This is a genomic window from Pristimantibacillus sp. PTI5 (genome assembly GCF_048572955.1).
Classification (GTDB): domain Bacteria; phylum Bacillota; class Bacilli; order Paenibacillales; family Paenibacillaceae; genus Pristimantibacillus.
In genome coordinates this window covers 3709106-3730272 of sequence record NZ_CP183886.1, presented here as the reverse complement: position 1 = coordinate 3730272, position 21167 = coordinate 3709106, and the positions used below count along the sequence as shown (strand labels likewise).

Annotated in this window: 17 protein-coding genes; 4 read left to right on the top strand and 13 right to left on the bottom strand. The window is 48.1% G+C overall.

Annotated elements, in window-relative coordinates; genetic code table 11:
* Window positions 1–42 precede the first annotated feature (42 nt).
* The 5 genes from ACN6MW_RS16780 to ACN6MW_RS16760 form a co-directional block, all read right to left on the bottom strand.
* Entirely contained in the window at window positions 43–1128 is a 1086-nt protein-coding gene (locus tag ACN6MW_RS16780; protein WP_419871231.1) for a GerAB/ArcD/ProY family transporter, read from the bottom strand.
* Window positions 1125–2630 carry a spore germination protein gene (locus ACN6MW_RS16775; protein ID WP_419871230.1) on the bottom strand — a complete coding sequence of 502 codons (1506 nt, stop codon included), beginning with the start codon at window positions 2628–2630 and terminating at the stop codon, window positions 1125–1127. The genes ACN6MW_RS16780 and ACN6MW_RS16775 overlap by 4 nt, the downstream gene beginning before the upstream one ends.
* A gap of 218 nt (window positions 2631–2848) precedes the next feature.
* Window positions 2849–3646, bottom strand: coding sequence for a glutamate racemase (gene murI / locus ACN6MW_RS16770; protein ID WP_419871229.1), 798 nt, complete (start codon window positions 3644–3646; stop codon window positions 2849–2851).
* 150 nt (window positions 3647–3796) lie between these two features.
* On the bottom strand, window positions 3797–5683 hold the full coding sequence (locus ACN6MW_RS16765; RefSeq protein WP_419871228.1) for an LTA synthase family protein: 1887 nt from the start codon (window positions 5681–5683) through the stop codon (window positions 3797–3799).
* 108 nt (window positions 5684–5791) lie between these two features.
* Window positions 5792–6307, bottom strand: coding sequence for a RidA family protein (locus ACN6MW_RS16760; RefSeq protein WP_419871227.1), 516 nt, complete (start codon window positions 6305–6307; stop codon window positions 5792–5794).
* Between the two features lie 116 nt (window positions 6308–6423).
* On the opposite strand from ACN6MW_RS16760, the gene ACN6MW_RS16755 reads away from it, so the two are divergent.
* Both ACN6MW_RS16755 and ACN6MW_RS16750 read left to right on the top strand, forming a co-directional pair.
* Window positions 6424–7848 carry a PLP-dependent aminotransferase family protein gene (locus ACN6MW_RS16755; protein ID WP_419871226.1) on the top strand — a complete coding sequence of 475 codons (1425 nt, stop codon included), beginning with the start codon at window positions 6424–6426 and terminating at the stop codon, window positions 7846–7848.
* Window positions 7849–7910: 62 nt separating this feature from the next.
* Window positions 7911–8792 (top strand): HAD hydrolase family protein, encoded by an 882-nt coding sequence (locus ACN6MW_RS16750; RefSeq protein ID WP_419871225.1) that lies wholly within the window; start codon window positions 7911–7913, stop codon window positions 8790–8792.
* Between the two features lie 62 nt (window positions 8793–8854).
* Here ACN6MW_RS16750 and mglC read toward each other — a convergent pair whose 3' ends face one another.
* The 6 genes from mglC to ACN6MW_RS16720 all read right to left on the bottom strand — a co-directional run bounded on the left by mglC (window position 8855) and on the right by ACN6MW_RS16720 (window position 17067).
* Window positions 8855–9871 (bottom strand): galactose/methyl galactoside ABC transporter permease MglC, encoded by a 1017-nt coding sequence (mglC, locus tag ACN6MW_RS16745; protein ID WP_364150631.1) that lies wholly within the window; start codon window positions 9869–9871, stop codon window positions 8855–8857.
* Between the two features lie 30 nt (window positions 9872–9901).
* Entirely contained in the window at window positions 9902–11419 is a 1518-nt protein-coding gene (locus tag ACN6MW_RS16740) for a sugar ABC transporter ATP-binding protein (protein ID WP_419871224.1), read from the bottom strand.
* 129 nt (window positions 11420–11548) lie between these two features.
* On the bottom strand, window positions 11549–12559 hold the full coding sequence (locus tag ACN6MW_RS16735; protein WP_419871223.1) for a galactose ABC transporter substrate-binding protein: 1011 nt from the start codon (window positions 12557–12559) through the stop codon (window positions 11549–11551).
* Between the two features lie 124 nt (window positions 12560–12683).
* Entirely contained in the window at window positions 12684–13667 is a 984-nt protein-coding gene (locus tag ACN6MW_RS16730; RefSeq protein WP_419871222.1) for a substrate-binding domain-containing protein, read from the bottom strand.
* Window positions 13667–15415: a cache domain-containing sensor histidine kinase gene (locus ACN6MW_RS16725; protein WP_419871221.1), complete on the bottom strand. Its 1749-nt coding sequence runs from the start codon at window positions 15413–15415 to the stop codon at window positions 13667–13669. The genes ACN6MW_RS16730 and ACN6MW_RS16725 overlap by 1 nt, the downstream gene beginning before the upstream one ends.
* Window positions 15415–17067, bottom strand: coding sequence for a response regulator (locus ACN6MW_RS16720; protein ID WP_419871220.1), 1653 nt, complete (start codon window positions 17065–17067; stop codon window positions 15415–15417). The genes ACN6MW_RS16725 and ACN6MW_RS16720 overlap by 1 nt, the downstream gene beginning before the upstream one ends.
* Window positions 17068–17350: 283 nt before the next feature.
* Here ACN6MW_RS16720 and ACN6MW_RS16715 point away from each other — a divergent pair, with 283 nt between their 5' ends.
* Complete coding sequence (locus ACN6MW_RS16715; protein ID WP_419871219.1) at window positions 17351–17755, top strand: SET domain-containing protein; 405 nt, start codon at window positions 17351–17353, stop codon at window positions 17753–17755.
* 147 nt (window positions 17756–17902) lie between these two features.
* Here the strand turns inward: ACN6MW_RS16715 and ACN6MW_RS16710 are convergent, their stop codons facing one another.
* On the bottom strand, window positions 17903–19513 hold the full coding sequence (locus ACN6MW_RS16710; RefSeq protein WP_419871218.1) for a family 10 glycosylhydrolase: 1611 nt from the start codon (window positions 19511–19513) through the stop codon (window positions 17903–17905).
* A 247-nt stretch (window positions 19514–19760) separates the two neighbouring features.
* Here ACN6MW_RS16710 and ACN6MW_RS16705 point away from each other — a divergent pair, with 247 nt between their 5' ends.
* A complete protein-coding gene (locus tag ACN6MW_RS16705; RefSeq protein WP_419871217.1) occupies window positions 19761–19919 on the top strand; it encodes a hypothetical protein in 159 nt (52 codons plus the stop codon).
* A gap of 52 nt (window positions 19920–19971) precedes the next feature.
* Here the strand turns inward: ACN6MW_RS16705 and ACN6MW_RS16700 are convergent, their stop codons facing one another.
* Window positions 19972–21120 (bottom strand): polysaccharide deacetylase family protein, encoded by a 1149-nt coding sequence (locus ACN6MW_RS16700; protein ID WP_419871216.1) that lies wholly within the window; start codon window positions 21118–21120, stop codon window positions 19972–19974.
* Window positions 21121–21167 lie beyond the last annotated feature (47 nt).

Sequence of the window (21167 nt, the reverse complement as noted above, 5' to 3'; positions counted from 1 at the left end):
TTGAAAATAATCCTATACAGATCGCAAGAAAACATTTTTTTCTCAAGCTGACCCAACCTTTTTATTATTTTTTAGAAAAAAGGACACCAGCCACAACAAAATGGGCAAGGGTGCAATCATAATAAGGTATCCATATTGTAACCATTTATAGAAAAAATCAATATTTTCCAAAGCCGATAAATACCACCCTATGAGGTATACCAGCAAGCCGCTGATCCACACAAGCCTTCGATATGAACTTTGATTTGTTGTTAGACTTTTTCCGGCTAGGCATAGATAAGAAACGATGGTGGCGGTCATTGGAACAATCCAAATGGATAAAAAGATTAGATCCAGGCGGTCAAACAGCTGATACGATAACCCTTTAAAGATATACAAAACCGGTTCATTCACTTGTTCTAATGCTTTAGGACTAAATCCAATCAGGCAAATGAAAACAAAATAAGCATAAAATAAGGTGACAAAACAATTAGCTAAAGAGACAACACGAAGCATACCTTTGCGGTTGCCTTGAACTTGTGCAAAGAAATATAAGATCACTTCAAAACCGAGCATTGAAAAAAAAGTTTTTTCACTTCCCATTAAAATTTGCACAAAACCTGATTCGCCTATCGGCAAAATATTAGAAACTTGCACCTCATTATTAAAGTTTAAAAAACTGATCAAGATCAACAAACCGAACAGTACAGAAGTTAATACAAAAAATCTTGCAATGACACGCAAATTTTCAAGAGCCAGATATAAGCCAGTACCTATGATGAGCAGGAGCAGAACCCAACCGGGTGTCATTGAGAGCATCCAAGTTTGAACCAACTGGACATAGAGCGTACTCGCATAACCCGCTATGAGAATAAAAAAAACATAATAAATGAGGTTTAGAGTCTTGCCTGTATAAGCTCCAAAAACTCGTACCGTTATTTCACTTAAGGTGAGGTCGGGAAATTTTTTAAGCAGCTGCCAATATACGATAAGCAATAGCTGAATGGCCGCCCCAGCCACAAGAACCGAGATCCATGCGTCACCCTTAGCCGAACTTTGTATTTGCGAAGGCAAGGATAAGAGGCCTATTCCAATTTGTGTTTTGATGATCAAGAAAAACAATTGGGATCTGTTTATCGTAGTATTCAAGTTCGTTTCCACCTCCCGAAAAATAACTGTTTTAAGGGACTGTTTTTACCGTTTTGCGAGTCCTTATCGACCGTCCATATCGGAAGCCTTAGGAAAATATCTTTAAAATTTTGCTTCCCGTGAAAAGGACCAAATGGTGTGAAATAAGGTATTCCCAAAGTCTCTATCTTGCATAGGTGAATGAAGATGACCATCATCATGATCGAAATTCCGAAAAAGCCAAACAATGCTGCGGCCAGCATGGTTGGAAAGCCTAAAACTCTTAAGCTGGTTCCAAACTCGTTTAATGGGGTTGCGAAGGAAGCAATCGCCGTCAATCCGATGACGACAATCATCGTATGAGAAACCAGTTGGGCTTCCACTACGGCCGTGCCTATGACTAACCCCCCGACAATACCAATCGTTTGGGCTATAGGTGAAGGTAATCGGATCGCTGCCTCTTTCAGCAATTCAAGGATGGTTTGCATAAGGAGTGCCTCCAAGATCGGCGGCAACGGAACGTAGGTTAAGGAAACCTTAACGGAATATAGAATTCCGATAGGAAGCACCTCGGAATGGTACGACACGATCGCAATATAGATTGCTGGTAAACAAGCGGCCAAAATAAAACTAATTAAACGAATGAACCGGTAAAATGAACCGATTAGCCATCGGCTGTTATAATCATCCGGGGATTGGTAAAACGAAAAAAAAGTAATAGGCAGAACCAAAACACTTGGGCTGCCGTCAACGACTACTGTGATTTTCCCCTCTATTAGGTAAGCAGCTGCCCGATCAGGCCTTTCGGTCTGTATCGTTTGCGGAAAAGGAGAAAATGGATGTTCTTCGATCATCTCATCAATGTTGCCAGCGGAATACAAATAGTCGAGATCGATTGCTGATATCCTTTTCAAACATTCCTCAACGATTTTGGGATCGGCTATGTTATTCATATAGAGGACAGCTACTTTCGTATTCGTGACACTGCCTAAGGTGAAGTACTTCACCTTCAATTTTGGACTTTTGATCCGATTGCGGAGCAAATAAATATTAGTGCTTAAACTTTCGATAAAACCTTCATGAGATCCATTAATAATTTGTTCGGTCCTGGGTTCTTCGATTGACCGGCCCTGCGATTGTGCGATTGGCATCATGACTGCGGCTGAATCATTCCCCATGACCGCAACACAAAATCCATCAAGTAAGTATTTTCCTATCTGAACAACATCGGATGATTTCGCGACTTCGATTGAATTTACAAACCGTTCTATATCTCCAGAGTTTGATTCCAGCAAAGGCTTAATAATACTGGTTTGAATTAACTCCGTGTTAACAAGTGCTTCTAAATATAACAATGCGCACGCTTGGTTGTTAAATACGTGCATTTGAATCTTCAGGTCCTCCGTATGAGATAAATGTTCATGAATTTGCGCGATTTTGAGTTCGACTTCTCCCGGTCTTAACTCAATGGCAAGGGTTCCCGATTCCAATGATTTTAGGTTTCTATTTTTCAAGTATTTCAAGTAATCATCCCCTCTGTTAATAATCACTGCTTATTATTAACAAATATCCCCACAATTATTTTCATAAATAGGAGAGGGAAAATGGCTTCTTCACTATTCGTTTGATCCAAGAATAATGGTTGTCGTTGGATGCCCCCGTTTCCTACCCTTTTCTGAAGAAATGCAAATAGGGTGCGTTAAAAGGCAATAGCCTTTTAACACACCCTATTCATGTGGTCTTAGGTTGGAAGCGTCTCCGTTAAAGCGTCTCTTTCACGCAAAAAGGCCAGTGCCCTTTGCATTTTATCGATATAAGCCGGTTCATGGCCGGAGCACATAAACCGAACGTCCCCGTTCCCTCCGCCGCCTGCGATGCCATAGCGGTTCAGCAAGGCCGACAGCCGCTTCACGGTCCCCACGTTGCCGTCTACGATTTCAATATGGGGCGGCAGCAGCTCCCTCAATATTTCCTTATAGAACGGGTAATGCGTACACCCGAGTACGATGATTCCGTAATCGTTCAAATCATAGCCGGCAAGCTTAGAGAGAAAATATTCATTCATGACCGCTTTATCGAATTGCAGCGATTCGCAGTAGTGCACCAGCTCCGGAAGAGGAAGGGAATCCACAATACCCATGTCATCCACGCGGGAAACGAGCGCATAATATTTGGGCAGCTGCAGCGTTAAAGGCGTTGCGAAGACGAGCACCCTTTTGCCCGTTGCGCGGTTCATTTCCACTGCCGGCTTAACCGCGGGCTCCATCCCGACGATGGGAAGCGAGTAGCGCTCTCTTAGCTCGTTTATCGCGATGCTGGTCGCCGTATTGCAGGCTACGACCAAAGCGTCTATGCCCTCATACATCATCATTCCGACCGTATCGAAAATATAAGCCTTCACGTCCTCCTCGGCCTTCGTACCGTAGGGAACATGCAGCGTGTCCGCCATATAAAGAAAATCCTTGTCAGGAAGCCTGCGAAGCGCCTCCGCCAGTACGGTAAGCCCGCCGATCCCCGAGTCAAAAAAACCAATCCGCATGTCACATCGATTCCTTACGTTTATTGGAATTGAATCATTATTTGTTGCTATATCCATATTAACTCATTGCCACCCGCCATTAAAGCTTATAATTTCTCATAAAATAAAAAAACGCCCCCGTCCAAGCGGACGGGGGCGTTAGAACAGCATCTATGGCGCTCGCTTCGGCAGCAAACGGACATAATCATCCGAAAGCTTCATCAGCTCTAATATATAATCATAGTCCGCCCGGTATTGGCTGAATTCGGCCACGGGTTTTCTCGTCCTAATATCGAGAGCCGTACCATCCTCGAAGCCTTTGCCCGGAACGAATAATATATCATTGTTGAAAAACGAGCCGGTTGGGAGATAGTATCTCATGCCAATGACATTATGCGAGGTATTCAGCAAATCCTGGCCAAAAGCGGTATATCCTTCGTCCTTCAAGGATACGCCGAGCAAATTGGAGACGGTAGGCATAATATCCACCTGGCCGCCTACCTGATCGACAACCTTGCCCTCCGCACCCGGCACATGGACAAACAACGGAATGTTGAAGCGGCTGACTTCCCCGTCATAGTTGATGCCTAGCTGCTCGCTGACCCAGGCAGGGTCATTGTCCTTCGTCTGCAAGCCGGAATGATCGCCGTAAGCAACCAAAACGGTATCTTCCCATAGACCGCTTGCTTTAAGCCCTTTAATAAATTCGCCTAAGGCGTAATCCGTATAATTAAGCGACGTTAAATAATCGCCCAGTTGCGTATCCTGCAGGGAATCCGGCATTGCAATCCGCTGCTGCGCGCTCGGCACCTTGAATGGGTGATGGCTGGATGTGGTCACGAACTGCGCATAAAACGGTTTTTTTTGCTGCTTCAACGCTTGCAGTTTTTCTAGACCAACCCTGTAGAGTTCCTCATCCGAAGCGCCGAAGCTGTTAAAATGATCGTTTTCGAATGATGGCTTATCATAGTATTTCGTAAAACCTAAAGCAGGATACATCCGGTTGCGATCCCAGAATGACACATCATTAATGTGGAAGGTATTCGACTCATAACCATGTCCGCCAAGCAATCTCGGAAGGCTCGGCAAAACCTTATCGCCGTAGCCGGTAGACATCGCGATGACGCCAGTCGGATAAATAGACGTGTTCGACATGAATTCGGCATCCGAAGTGTTTCCCTGCCCGATCTGCTGGAAGAAATTCGAGAAGTAGAAACTTTCCTTGGCCAGCCCGTTAAGCACCGGAGTAACCGGCTTCCCGCCAACCGACAGGTTGATCGCGAAATTTTGGAACGCCTCCATTTGAATGACGATGACGTTTTTGCCTTTGGCAAAGCCGAAGTAATTGGGAGTCCCCGCTTCGACCGCATTCTCCGCTTGATTGAAATAAGACACTTGAAGCGCATCCGCGCTGGCCGCCGTCTCTTCTACGCTTCCGTTTTTGAGCGCGTCTTTCTCCTTTTTCGCATTAATGGCCGCCGCAACCTGATAATCGAGAAAGCCAAGGCTCTCGGCTTGCACGATCTCATTCGGGATGGCGCTGCCCGACCAAATGTATCCGCCCGATATGGCGATGCTCAGGATAAACGCAACGACTGCAATCCTTGGTCTAGCAATCCGTCTGCTCCCATCGCTGCGGATACCTTTAATACGGTTAACAATGAAAATGACCGTAAACACGATCAAATCAACGAAATAAATATAAAAAGAAGCTTGAATGATCGACCCTACGCTCGTGCGTATCTGCAGTACCTGATCGAGTCCATGCAGAGCGGTGTAGGTCGGTACGGTCCCGTAATAGCTGAAATAGACCGTAGAAGCAAATAACAACAGCGATAGCACCGCATTCAGGATATGGAATACGGTTCCTCTCCATTTCGCGGAGGTAACCAGTTCAGTTACCAGCAGCAGGGTCAATATCGACGCCGCATCCGTCAGCAAGCGGTCTGCCTGAATGCCTTGAAAAACAAAATGCCTGAAAAGCAGCATTTTCAGCATCATCATTATAAATATAACGATAAACGGTGATCGGCCGTAACGTTTCGAAATCAGTTCCAAGCCCCTTCACTCCTTAATAATTCATGCATGTGCAATAGAAAATAACCGTCATGGCATGACGGCTAGTCTAAGCATTAATGTTAAGGGAATATGAAGGCAAATGCAACGTCAATAAATTGAAATAGAGGAACCTTTCTCGGCAGCGCCCGGCAGTCGTCCGTCCATTGCTACCACAAATACGGATTCGACGATGACGGGCAGTTGATCCCTTAATGAGCTTGCGCCCAAAACCGAACGGGCATGAAGGCCGTTCTCGCCGAAAACCTCCAACATTAAATCAGAGAACCCGTTCAGCACCTTGTGATGCTCCCCGTAGTTCGGGTCCGCATTCACAAAGCCTTGCACCTTCACCACCTGCTTGACGTTATCCAAATTGCCCAGAGCATTTTTCAATACGGCGAGAACCTCTAACCCTGCCAGTCTTGCAAATTGATACCCTTCCTCCGTCGAAAAATCCCGGCCAAGCTTTCCTCTTACCGCACCTGCCGGTCCTTTTCCCGAAACGAACAGCAGTCCGTTCGAGAAAACATAGTTCGCGTATTTGGCTGCCGGCTCACTCGCCTGAGGAAGCACGATGCCTAATGCCGATAATCTTCCTTCAACCGTTCCTTCTATCCGGGTCATATTCTCCCTGCTCTCTAATCGTAGTAGATGATTGATGTAAGCCTTTGTCAAAGCATATACTAGTATTGACCCCTGAAAAAGTGTCAGATATACGATTAATTTAAGGGTCAGATTGCGTGGTTACGGAAATGGAAATGTCACTTCCCAAGGACGATCATCACCCTTTATATTTAGCTTTATATCGGCATATCCGAGGGCTCATACAGGATGGCTCTCTTCAGGACGGCACAAAACTGCCGTCTATCCGCTCTCTCCGCGAGCAAACCAAATTAAGCAAAACTACCATTGAAACGGCCTATCATATGCTGCTCGAAGAGGGCTATGTCTACAGCAAGCCGCGCGCAGGCTTGTTTGTCATTCATCCGCAAGCTGTCCCGGGCGCCGAGAACAAGACGGCTAAGCCTTCTGCCATAGAACAGCCGGCTGTGCATCGGCATGCCGGCCCGCAGCCCCTTCATAAGGAGAAAGTCATTGATTTCAACTTGCTCGCCGTAGACGGGGACTCTTTCCCCCTTCGCCCATGGAAATCCGTTCTCCATGAGGCGCTGTCCCTTCACTTTAACAGCGTCCATCAATACGGTGACCCGCAGGGCGAATACGGCTTACGGCTTCAACTAGCCCGCTATTTGAAGCGCGCTCGTGGCGTTAACTGCTTGCCGGAACAAATCATCATCGGCGCGAGTCTTACCTATAGCATTCAGATCCTTTCCCTGCTTTTGGACGGGGGAGGCGCGATTGCAGTGGAAGAAGCCGGTATTGCGCAGGTGGGCGCTGTCTTTGCGCAGCATGGCTTTGAAGGAGTTCCCGTACCTTTCCACAGCAAAGAGCTGCTGGTCGCGGAATTAGAGAAAAGTAACCTTCGAGCGCTGTATCTCACTCCCTCTCACCGGCCATCGGCAAGCCCGCTGCCTTACGCAGCCCGGCAGATGTTATTGAACTGGGCGGTTCGTAACCGCGCCTTTATTATCGAGGATGATTATGACGGTGAATTCCGTTTTGCCGGTAAAACGCTTCCATCGCTTCAAAGCTTAGACGAGCACGGCGCCGTTATTTATATCGGCACCTATTCCAAAGCTTTTACGCCGGCATTGCGAATGAATTATATGGTTGTGCCCCTGCAGCTGGCCGCTAAGTTTCAATCCATCCAATACGCGCTCTCCAGTCCTTCGCGAATCGATCAATGGGCGATGCAGCTGTTCATGGAACGCGGCCATTGGTATCGGCATGTCCGGAAGATGCGCAATCTCTACCGCAAGAAGCTTGCTAGGCTCCTGCAATGCATAGACGTTTATTTATCGGATCAGACCATTATCAACGGGGAGTCTAACGGCCTTTATATCGAGTTAACGGTAAATACCGATAAAAGCGCCGATGAACTGGTTCAGCTGGCCGCGGCTGAAGATGTGAAGGTCTATGCCTCTCCCAACCCTGCCACCTCATACGGCAGCGCACCGAGGATCTACCTTGGCTTCGGCGGGTTGACGGATAAAGAGATCGAGCAAGGCATTGGGCTGCTGGCCAAGGTCTGGTCGACCGTATAACTGCAGACATAAAGCGTTTCGTTTCTTACCACAGGAGGAATAGATGGAGGGGGCCTTATAGTTTGGAAAACAATCATTTTCTAACCGATCTCGATGGCACGCTGCTGCGCTCCGATGCTTCGTTATCCGCGTTTACTATTCATGTCATTAACCAAGCCTTGGCGCAAGGAGCCGTTATCAGCTATGCCACGGCAAGAAGCTATATCAGCTCTCATAAAATCGTATCCGTTATTCCATGGAAATACCCGATTGTTTTGTATAATGGCGCCATGATTTTTGATCCGCTGTCCAAGAAGGTCATTGGCGGCTGCTGGCTGGATCCCATAACGGCCAACGAAATCGTTGAAATCGGGAGAACCCATGGGCTGCTGCCTTTTTTGTTTGCGCTCGACGAGGAAGATAAAGAACGCGTATTGCATGAGAGGCTGATTCGGACCGGGGATTTATCCTTTTATAACAGCCGTCCGAATGATCCGCGGTTTGGAGAGATGCCGCGGCTGGCATGCCCGGATTCATTAAGAACGTTAATCGTAACCTATATCGGCTTGCTGCACGAGCTTGAACCGCTAAAAGCCGAGATCGGGCGCCGCTTTGGCAGTCAGGTGCATGTGCATCTCATGAAGGACGCCTACATCGCAAACCACTATTTTCTAGAGTTCAGCCACAGCATGGCTAACAAAAAAGAAGGGCTGAAGCAATGGGCCGAGCTGGTTGGCTGCACCCCGGGGGATGTCACCGTGTTTGGAGACAATCTTAACGATTTAGGCATGTTCGAGTCCGCCGGAACAAGAATTGCCGTATCCAATGCGCATCCTGCGCTCATCGCGTTGTCAACGCTCGTGGCAGAGAGCAACGACGAAGATGGCGTAGCGAAGCATATCGACCGCGTGACGGGTGGCTTGGCAATAGAGGCGATTGATTCCACTGCAGATGAAGAAGCTTGAATAGTACAAAAAAAGCTGCCCTAGGTCAATGACCTTCAGGACAGCTTCTTCTTTTCTGCCTATTACTTTTTAGCTACATATTTACGGATATCGAAGGCAACGGCAACGACGATGATCAAACCTTTGATAATCAGCTGCCAGTTAGGATTGATACCGATGTAAGTCAAGCCGTAGTTGATAACGGTGAAAATAAGAACGCCTGCGATGATCCCCTTCACGCGGCCCACGCCGCCTGTCGTCGAGACGCCGCCGACCACGCAAGCCGCAATGGCGTCAAGCTCATACATATTCCCGTAGTTGTTCGAAGCTCCGCCTGTACGCGCTGCTTCCAGCACGCCGGCCAAGCCGTACAAAGCGCCGGCAATCGCATAAATCCACATCAGGTTGCGCGCTACGTTAATTCCGGATACGTGAGCGGCTTGGATGTTGCCGCCGATCGCGTACATGTTTTTGCCAAGGCGCGTTTTGTTGAATACGACCCATACGATAAAAGCAACGAAAATGGCGATAAGAACGATATAAGGAATCGAGAATTGGCCGCCGCCGATGGCGCCTGTTCCAATTTCCGTGAAATCCTTGCGCAGACCGCCGATTGGCTGCGAGTTGTTCGGCGGCATATCGAAGTAAAGCGAATTCGCGCCGTAAACCGCGACCATCGTACCGAGCGTAGCAATGAATGGCGGAACGTTAAATTTAGCTACGATAACCCCGTTGAGAAGCCCGACCAGCAAGCCGACCACAATCGCGATAACGATGGGGATAATCAGCGACAGCTGCGGCAGGTTAGGGAAAAACTTACTTGCGTAATCCGGCATTTGGAGCATCGACGCCGAGACGACGGCGCTGAGGCCGACTACCCGTCCAGCAGACAAGTCCGTTCCCGCGGTAATCAGTACAAAAGCAGCTCCTAGTGCAATAATAACCCGTGTCGAGGATTGCACCAGCATATCCCTAAGCGTTGTAATTGACAAAAAGTTTGCGTCGATAATTGCGATTCCAAGGACCAATGCGACAAGCACGATCCATATTGCGTTTTGCGAAAATGCATGTTTTATTTTCAAGCCTTTAGCAGCATCCATTTGTCTTAACCTCCTTTAAATCCTCTAGCCTTAGCCGGTCTGTGCAGCAAGCCGCATAATACTTTGTTCCGTTGCCATATTGCCCTCTAGAATACCGGTTGAACGTCCTTCTGACATGACCATGATGCGATCCGACATTCCGATAAGCTCCGGCATCTCCGACGAAATCATAATGATACTTTTTCCTTGCTTCGCCAGCTCGATAATAATGCTGTAAATTTCATATTTAGCGCCAATGTCGATGCCGCGCGTCGGCTCATCCAGCAGTAGAATATCCGGATTGGTGAGCAGCCAGCGGGCCAGCAGCACCTTCTGCTGATTGCCGCCCGAAAGGTTTCGGATAAGCTGATCGACAGACGGCGTTTTTGTTTTGAATTTCTCGACGCCCTTCACCGCTTCTTCTTTCATCTTCGATTCGTTTAGGAAGCCGAAGCGATTCTGGTACATGCCGAGATTAGCAATGGCCGTATTCTCCTTGACGGACAAGACCGGAAAAATACCCGTAACCCGTCGTTCTTCCGTCAAAAGAGCGATTTTATGTTTTTTGGCATCGATCGGCGACTTGATGGTGATCGCTTTGCCATCCTTGTAGATCGCGCCCGATTTCACGGCACGAAGTCCAAACAGCGCTTCGACCAGCTCGGTGCGCTGTGCTCCGACAAGCCCGCCTACGCCAAGGATTTCTCCTTTTCGCAGCTCGAACGACACGTCCTTGAACGAATGCGCATGCGGTGAAGTCAAACCGTCGACCCGCAGCATCACTTCGCCCGGTTTGTTCGTGCGTTCCGGGAAACGGTCCGATAAATCGCGGCCGACCATGCGGGTAATAATCGTATCGATGGTCAGCTCAGGCGCCGGCCATGTCCCGATATATTTACCGTCGCGCATAATCGTCACATCATCCGAAATCCGTAATATTTCTTCCATCTTGTGCGAAATATAAATAATAGATACGCCTCGTGCCCGCAGCTTGTTAATAATGGCGAACAGCTGCTCCACCTCATTGCCAGTCAGCGAGGAGGTCGGCTCATCCATAACGATGATTTTCGAGTTGAACGATACCGCCTTCGCGATTTCTAGCGATTGGATTTTGGAAACGGACAATTCGCCGACCAGTTGGTTCGGGTCGATCGCCATGTTCAGATCCTCAAACAGCCGAACCGTATCGCGGTACATCTTTTTATGATCTATAAACCGGAAAGGCACAATACCTTTTACCGGAAATCTGCCAAGCCAAATGTTCTCCATCACACTGCGCTGCGGTACTGGATGAAGTTCTTGATGGATCATAGATACGCCGTGGTTCAGCGCGTCCTTCGAGTTTTTAATTTCAACCTTTTGTTCGTCCAGAAAAATTTCGCCGGCATCCGGCTTATAAATTCCAAATAAGCATTTCATCAATGTAGATTTGCCTGCGCCGTTCTCGCCCATGAGTGCGTGAACCGTGCCGGGACGTACTTTCAGCGTTACATCGTCTAGCGCCTTAACACCTGGAAACGTCTTGGTAATCCCGTTCATTTCAAGCAAATAAGGATGCTGCTTTGCCATCGTATAGCCTCCTTTTGTCGAGCCCGCCTAGCGTCAAAATGCTTTCTATTCAAGCATGCGGGCGAAAAAAAACAGGGGCAACGCAAGTGACGTTATCCCCTGCTCTCGTTCATCCATTCATATCCGTTCTTATTTGCTCTCTTGCGTTACTTTTTGGTACGGAATCCAAACATATTTGCCATCCGTAATTTCAAAGCCTGTATTTTCTTTTGTCGGTGTTTCGCCTGAAGCAAGAACGTTCATCAGCTCAACCGTTGCTTTACCTTGGTTTGCCGCATCGTTTAGAACCGTACCAAGCAGCGTGCCTTCTTTCAATGCTTGCTGTGCCGGATCCGTAGCATCAACGCCAACGACTGGCATGAATTTATTGTCTTTGAAGTAACCGGCAGCTTTCAATGCTTCGATTGCGCCAAGCGCCATGTCATCGTTGTTAGCTAGAACCGCTTCGATTTTGTCGCCTTTGGAAGAAAGGAAAGCAGCCATTTTCTCTTGGCCTTTTACGCGATCCCACATTGCTGTATCTTCAGCAAGCGCTTCTACTTTAATGCCTGCATCTTGAATGGCTTGTACGGAGAACTTCGTACGAAGCTCAGCGTCTTGGTGACCCGGCTCGCCTTTGAGCATTACGTATTGCAGCACGCCGTCGCCGTTTTTATCCGCTTCCGGATGTGCTTTCCAGTACTCGGCAACAATTTCGCCTTCCATTGTGCCGGACTCTTCTGCTTTAGCGCCTACGAAATAAGCTTTGTCCCATTTCGCCAAATCGTCAGCCAGCGGTTCGCGGTTAATGAATACAACCGGAATGTTCGCTTTTTGCGCTTTGTCGATGATAATGCCAGCCGCTGTACGGTCAACCGGGTTAACCGACATTGCTTTTACTTTTTTCGTAATAAACAAATCAACTTTATCATTTTGTGTCGGCTGCGAGTTTTGGCTATCTACGATATCTACTGCCATTTTACCCTCTGCCGCTGTTTCAATGGCGCTGCGCACACCGCTCATGAATGTATCGTCAAATTTATAGATGGCGACGCCTGCTTTTGGCAAACCGCTTGAACCGCCCTCTCCATTCGCGTTTCCGCAACCTGCCGCTGTAACTGCTAAAGCTCCGATAACAAGCGCTGCTGTCCACTTTTTCATTTTTTTTGCCCCCTGGTGGATTAATTAAGTACTGCTTCATTATGTCGTATATCACGAGGGAATCACATGTAATATCCTCATCACTTTTATTAATATTCTCATCTGTTTGCCATTCTATTTCTCTTTATTGCACCACGGGGAATAAGAGCTTCTGATTTTTGAGCCAAAACATATTTTCCTCCGTAATAAGCTCCACGTTCATCTCTACCCACTCGGGAACCGCTTTTCCCTGCGCGGCTTCCAGCGCATGCTTGACGCTGAGATAACCCATGCTGAACGGATTTTGCACGATTAACGTCTGCAGCTGATTTTCCTGAAGCAGCTCAAGCAGCTCTGGCGAGCTGTCGAAGCCGACCAGCTTAATCCGCTCGCCGGCCTGCCTGCGCTTGAGCTCAAGCGCCGCGCCGATCGAGGTTTCCGTATTGAGCGATAAAACCCCGTCGATCTGCTGCTTGTCCATCATTTCCCGAACCGCTTGCTGGCATGCGCCGTATTCATCCGAGCAATACTGGCTGTCTACGATTCGGATTCCAGGATACTGCTTAACGGCATCGCGAATGCCCTTTTCCCGAAGCCCGCCGTTGATGCCGCCTTTGCTGAATGCTGCGATGGCGACATCGCCTTTCCCCTCAAGCTGCTCGGACATCTCTCGCATTGCCGCTTCTCCTGCCGCATAATTGTCCATGCCGATATAGGATGTAATTTCTCCCGACGTCAACAAGCTGTCTATGGCGATGACGGGGATATGCCGCCTGGCAGCCTCGATTAGAAACGGCTCGAAAGCAGAATCTGCATTCGCCCCCAGCACGATCGCATCGGGCTCCGTCTCCAGCGACTGCATCGCCGTCTGTACCTGTGCGTCAATATCACCTTCGTCCGAGGGTGCCGATATATGAAGATTAACGCCGAATTCCTTAACGGCTGCCTGGGCACCCATCGTTACATTCTTCCAGTAGTCTCCTTTGCTTGTGCGGAGTATCAGCTGGATTGTCTTGCCCGCCTGCTCCTGCTTCGGCTCAGATAGGCCGGGATAAAGGGCGGAGTACAGCAAACCGGCGGCTGCGATGAAGAGAAGCCAGCTTACGATGATTCCTTTATGTTTCATCATTAGGACTGCTCCCCTTCCTCTGTTTGCCCTGGCATTTGAGCAGGGAAACGAATCGTAACCGTCGTACCGACTTCCAGCTCACTCTCAAAATGAAGCCCGTAGGCCGCGCCGAAATAAAGCCGGATTCTCTCCTGTACGTTCATTACGCCTACGCCGGAGCCTTTGGTGCTGACGATGGTTCCCGATATGATTTTTTGCAGCTGATCCTCCGACATGCCCAGCCCGTTATCCTTGATTTGGATGACGATCTCGCTGCCTTCAAGCCTTGCCGATACGGCAATATGGCCCTTATCGACCGATGGCTCGATGCCGTGTACAAGCGCATTTTCGATCAGCGGCTGAACGATTAGCTTCAAGGTAGCATGAGACAGCGCCTCCTGCTGCAAATCAAAGGAATAATCGAATTTATTTTTGAAGCGCATTTGTTGGATGATCAAATAGTTTCGCGCATGCTCCATCTCATCGGCAAGCGTAATCAAGCTTTTCCCTTTGCCGATACTGATGCGGAACAGCTTAGACAGCGCGGTAATCGTCGTAATAACTTCTTCGTTCTTGTTCATGCCGACCATCCGCACGACGGTATTTAACGTGTTGTACAGAAAATGCGGATTAATTTGCGCCTGCAGCGCCTCCAGCTCGTATTTCCGTTTGCTCTCCTGCTCCGTTACGATCCGGTTCATCAACTGCTTGATCGTTCCGATCATAATGTTGAACCGATCCGCTAAATGCTTGATTTCCAGCGGCCCCTCGCCGCTTACCGTCATATCGAAATCGCCGCGCTCCACGCTTTTCATGGACATCTCCAGCCGCTTGATCGGTCTCGAAATCCGCCGGGCCACCATGCTCGACAATAAGAATACAATGAGTCCTAAAGCGATGAGCAGCTTGGACATCGACCGGTTCAGCTCCCAGCTTGTCGTCATCGCTTCGTCCATGTAGGAAACGCCTACCACTTTCCAGCCGACGTTGCCGATCGTTTGTACGCTTATCATTTTTTCTTCCTCGGAGGATTCATCGATAAAACTGCCATAGGTATGCTTAAGCGCAAGCTCCACATTTTCTTCCTTCAGATTGGCGTAAATGAGCTCGAGCTGCGGATGATATACGATGTTACCGGCCGATTCGTCCAGCATATACACATAGCCCTTCTGCCCCAAGCTGATTCGTTCGGAAAGCTCGTCAATCGTATTGAAGTTCACATCCATCAGCAAAACGCCGTTCACCTGTTTGCCGTTATGCCATACGGTGATGCTCTTGCTGATCGACACGACCCACCGGTATTGCTGCTTGTACAAATTTTGTACATGGGGAAGCGAGATCGACAAGTGGCCGGCCGTATCCAGCGCGCTTCGGAACCAGCCTTCTTCCGTGATTTGCAGCGTTTCCTTCAATTCCACATTGGGCAAATCGAGCAGCAGCTGCCCCTGATCGTCAAATAAGACGAGCGATACGGTATCGGAACGAGTCGACATCATCGATTCCAGCTGCTGCCGCATCATATCGGATTTCACGTCATTGCTTTGGCCGAGTGCATGATGCATCATATTGAACAGGTCGGACGTTACCTCTACATAGTTTTCAAGATTGTAGCTTACCTGATCGACAATTTGCTGCGAATTGCGAAATGCGTTTTCCTGGGCCGTAGCCGAGAATCGTCCGTACAGCACGACGCTGACAATCAAAATAATAAAGGTCGAGAACAAGGTGAAGGACACCGTCAAAATAAACTGTATGCTTCTGCGCTGCATCACTTCTCCTGCTCCGTCAAGCCGCTTCGATATTCCTTCGCCGATACACCGGCATATTTTTTAAAGCTCAGGCTAAAATAATTCGGATCCGCGAAGCCGACTTTATCGGCAATCTCGAAAGCCTTCAGCTCCGTAGTCCGCAGCAGCTCTTTGGCTGCTTCCATCCGCAGCTGCAGCAAATAAGCGCCAAACGTCAGCTTCAGCTCTTTTTTGAACAAACCGCTGAAATACCCTGCGCTAATATGCAGCTGCCCGCATACCTTGGCGATGGACAAGTCGCTCTCGTGAAAATGGCTCTTGGTATAGCTGATGGCATCCTCTACGATTTGTTTATAGGTATGCTGCCTTTGGCTCGCGATGCGGCTGCGCACTCTTGCGCACATTTCACCGAACCAAGCCCGCGTTTCCTGCAAGCTGTTCAGCTTCTGATATTGATTCAAGATCCCGAAGCCTCCGCCGAATATTTCTTCGGTATCGCTGTCATAGACCTTGGTCAGTTTAATAATCGCCGTGACCATTTCAAGCAGATAATGCTGATATTCATGTACCGGCGCCTGAACGCGCGTAATCTCGTCAAACAGCCCGTCAATGACCTCTTCAAGCTCCTTCTCCGTGCCCAGCTTCACGGTGCGAATCAAATTTTGCTCCTTCCATTCATCGAAAAGAAGCTTATCATGAAACCGATTTTCCATATCATCAATGCAAATGATTAGATTATTGCCGAGTATGCGCCGGTAATCCAGCGCTACGGCTGCAGCCTCATACGCGTATTTCAGGTTATCAATATCCTTCGTGAACGTGCCTACGCCGATCATCACCGGAAAACGCAAAAATTTCTCGATGCTTTGCAAAATTTCCTTTAAGGCATTTTGCGTTTGCTCCATCATTTGCTTCTGATCCGAATGGGGACTTACCGTGAACAATACGACCTGGTCCTGATGGATAAAGACCTTGCCCAGCTCATGCCTTGCCCAGATTTCACTGGCTATGTTGCTTACGGAGAACAGCTTGAGATCCAAATCGGTGGATGCGGCCAGCGATATAGAAGGCGGATCGGCATCCTCCTCATTCTGGTTATCCGAATGGTTAACGGCAATAATCGATACGACGTAGCCTTCGCCTTCGAGCTGCATGCCGTATTTTGCGGCCTTTGCCGCGATTTCCTTATACGGCTGCTTGCGCGTTATTAAGGAAGAAAGAAACTTTTCGCGAACAATGGGAAGGCTTGTGCGGTAATGCTCTTCCAGCAGCGCGACATTGCCCCGCTGCTCCCGCTCCTCGTCCATTCGCTTCGCTACTTCCACGATCGTATCGGTCAGCTGCCCAGCTGAGAACGGTTTCAAAACATAAGCCTCCACCTGCAGGTGGATCGCTTGCTTCGCGTATTCAAATTCATCATGGCCGGACAAAATAACGATACGGGTAATCGGGTACGTCTTCCTTGCCCATTCCGAGAGCTCAAGGCCGTTCATATAAGGCATACTAATATCGGTAATGAGCACGTCAGGCTCCATTTTCTCAAAAAGCTCCATTGCTTCCTTGCCGTTTCCGGCTGTCCTTACCTCGGTGAAACCGCAGCTTGCCCAATCGATCTCTACCATTAAACCTTCCGTAACTTCCGGCTCGTCATCGACGAGCAGCAGCTTATACATGTGGCTCCTCCTAAAATCTTTGCTCTTGCTCGACGCCAGCCTGTATGCTGCGTTCCGCCATTCTCATTTTGCCATAGATTTCGCCATTGTAAATAAGAGTTCGCCGATTAGATTATGGTTTCTCATTTCCAAGCTTAATTATTCATTCAAAACGGTGACAAAAATGACTGCTATTCATGTCTATTGCTGGCTATTTCCGCTTTATATTGATATATTACCTAAGGTGAGCAAGATTCTTACAGAACATAAGCTCCTTAGACTATAGAACGTGCAGGTGACGAACATGATTGAGGTAAAAACTTCTACGCTCAGCGATGGAGAGTTAAATCGAGGGGTATTTGCGACACGCGACATAGCAAAAGGCGATTTGATCCATGAAGCGCCCGTCATTCCCTTCCCGAATGAAGAGCATGAACACATAGAAAAAACGATCCTCGCGGATTACGTATTTGAATATGGCGCCAATCACACGGCGATTCTGCTGGGATACGGCATGCTGTTTAACCATTCCTACACGCCTAATGCTTATTATGATTTGAATTTCGACAATCATACCGTCGACTTTTTTGCCCATACGGCCATCGCCGCAGGGGAGGAGATCCTTATTAACTATAACGGCGAGGTCGATAATGATGATCCGCTTTGGTTTAATGAGGATAAGGAAGAAGCGAGCAACGCCCCTTCTTAGTAAGCTCAGCAATCAATGGACAGACGATTCCCGTAGAGGAAGGCTTTTTGATTTTCAAGCGTTCAAAATAAGCGATAAGACTATCGAAAGACTAAGGCCGCTGGCAAGCCAGCGGCCTTTATCATTTTTCTCTAGTTATTTCTTTTTTTATTCAAAATAATAAGTCCGCAGCGCGTCCTTGATTCCCAGCGTGTTTCTCCGAAGGTCCTTCGCGCTAAAAAATACATCGCCCTTGATCACCGCATATTTTTTATTGTATTCAAGCTGATCGATCAACTCCTGAGCGCTTTGCCAGCCAGCTTCCTTGGTTCCCAGCTTATACGGGGAATGCCCAATATACAGGTCAACGCCTGAACCTTTAACCTCCTGCGCCCACCAATCTGCCAATTTGTCGTAACGCGCGGCCGTAAAGGATAAACTCCAGTAAATCTGAGGCGTAATATAATCAATCCACCCCTTCTGAATCCAAGTCCGGACATCTGCGTACATATCGTCGTACGCCGTGATGCTTGCTTTGGTATCGGATCCAGTCTGGTCTGCCGCCTTATTCCGCCACACCCCGAAAGGGCTGATACCATACTCTGCCTGCGGTTTAACCTTATGAATCGATTCACCCAGCTGCCGGACAAACTCATTAATATTGCTGCGTCGCCAATTTGCTTTTGTTGCGATTTTAGCCGGGTTAAAGTCTTTGAAGGCAGAATCGTCGGCAAAAACCATATTCGATGGATAGAAATAATCATCTAAATGGACACCATCTATCGCATACCCGTTCACGACCTCCATAATGGTGTCTATAATATGCTGGCGTGCTTCTGGAATGCCCGGATTGATATACAGCTTGCCGCCCGCATTCACAATCCAATCCGGATGCTGCTTCGTCACATGATTAGAAGCCAGCTGCTCGGTTTTGGCATCAACGCTTGCCCGAAACGGATTGAACCATGCATGGAACTCCATGTTCCGCTTATGCGCTTCTTCAATCATAAAAGCAAGCGGGTCATAAGAGGGCGCCAAGCCTTGCACGCCTGATAAATATTTCGACCACGGAACGAATTCGGATGGGTAAAATGCATCGCCGGCCGGACGTACCTGAACGAATACGGCATTCATTCCCATACTCTGCAGATCATCGAGCAGGCTTATGAATTCTCCCATCTGTTTCACTTCATTTTGATAGGAGCCCGAAGATGGCCAGTCTAAATTATACACCGTCGAAACCCATGCCCCGCGCAGCTCCGCTTCCGGATCGGGCACCGTATCCGGATCAGGGTCCGGTACCGGCGGCGTGATTCCTCCCGATGGATCCTCCGCAGCCGTCAGCAACGTAATGGTCTGATTGCTTTGGCTCCAATGGACCGCCAGGCCCAGCTGTTCGCTGACAAAGCGCAGCGGTACCATTGCCCTGCCCGCTTTTACCTGGACAGAGGCATCCAGCTTAACGCTTTCGCCATTTACAATCGCTGCCGTGCTTCCGCTGTTCATAGTAATCGTCTTATTCCCGCTGCTTTTAATCGTAACCCGCTGCTCCGCAGCGCTCCAATCCACGCTCGCTTTCAGCTCCTCGCTAATGACCCGGAGCGGAACCATCGTCACATTGACCTTAGGGAGAATGTAAGGGGCTACCTCACTTTCGATCGCTTTTCCATTCAAAATAATACGAATGCCCGCAGCTCCGGCCGCTTTGCCGATAGGCGCAGCCACACTCAAGCAAATAACCGCAATAAGCAGTAAAATAGACCATTTTCTTATTTTCATATAACCCGGTTCCCCTATCCCTTTGCAACTATTCTGCCATTCCAGAAATTAGACGCTTTCTTCCAGCCATTGGTTGCACATGAATCGAGAAATCAGCGTGAATATGGTCTCCTTCTCGTTAACTGTATGGGTTGCGATCGACCGTATTTAAGCCGATGTCTCCTGAATCCGGATTCAATGCTTCCATAGTGGATAAATTAAAATTCCAAAGGACATGCTACTCCTAACACAAAGGGGGTGGATAATAATGCCAAACGATAAAATAGACGTAGAAACCGATAGAGATCCAAAAACAGCTTATGAAGATACCTCTGCTCATGAGCGAACAGGCTTTATCATTGACGATACCGAGCAGTTAGGCGATGAAAACAAGGAGCAATCCAATCAACCAAGCAACAACCAATAGTCCCTCAATTAAGAAAGGCTGCCCCTATGGCAGCCCCTTTGAATTAACTCGGCTATTCCAGCCATACCTTTACCTCATATAAGCTCATTGCACGCCTTCTCTCCTCCAGCAGCCTCCATCCGCTCCATAACCAGAGGGCAGCCACTGCGGCTAGGACAAGCAGGGCTTTGAGCGTATAATAATGGCGCGTTCTTGGGCCTTCATCAAATTGAATGCTGCCAAGCCTTTTCTCGGCGTGTTTCATGAGGGATAGCTGCAGCGCCGGATCATTGGCCATACCTCCCGTATTTAATCGAAAACCGTTCGTTTGTCCCGGCTTGTTTAAACCCATCTTAACAGTCAGCGTTACATCCATTCCTAACTGGCCGCATAGGTCCAGAAGTGTCTTCGAGAAGCCTCCAAAAGGAAAAGCAAGTACATGGTTTTGGATGCCCAGCTTCTGCTGGAGGATGTCATTGGCCTGCTTAAGGTCTTTAGTAATGCGCTGCTTGTACTCTTCCTCCGTTTCCTGCCGTTGCTGATCATTCAGGTAAATCCGACCGGCAAGCATGGCAGTTTCTTCCGTACCCGAGGAGTCCGTTTTGGCGTACTTGTGCGAGTCATACGTATGGCTGAAAAATTCAATGCCGTTTCTATGCATCAGTTCAACCTGCTCCCAGGTCACTTTCGGAATCCCTTTATACTCCGGATTGTCGATTGCATTGACAATAAGGAAGTTGGACGCAGGGGCTTGATATTTCTTTAAAAGCGGATAAGCATACGTATAAAATGATTCATAACCGTCGTCGAAAGTAAGAAGCACCGCGTTGTCCGGTACAGGCGCCGAATGCAGTATGAAATCCGTGTACTCACTCATCGTTATCCACTGAAAGTTATTATCTCTCATTAACTCCAGCTGCTTCTCGAAATTAACGACGGATAATGTGCCAGCGTCCTTCGGCTCAGGACTAAGATCATGGTACATCAGCACAAGAACACGATCCTTATAATAAATGCCTTTTGGATTATTATTTTCAGGCTTTAATCCATCGTAAGGCGATATTTCCTCCGCATCCGAATTCGCTTTTTTGGCGCTTTCCGTGAACATTTGGTTAATAATAGGGATTTTTGAATGATATCTTTGAACGACGAAGCAGCTAAAAACAATGGTAGCTATTACTAGCAGGATAGATAAAAGAATGAATTTGATATGCAAATACATGACGTCGCCTCACAAAGAAAGATTACTGTTCGAGTGGTTATCACTGT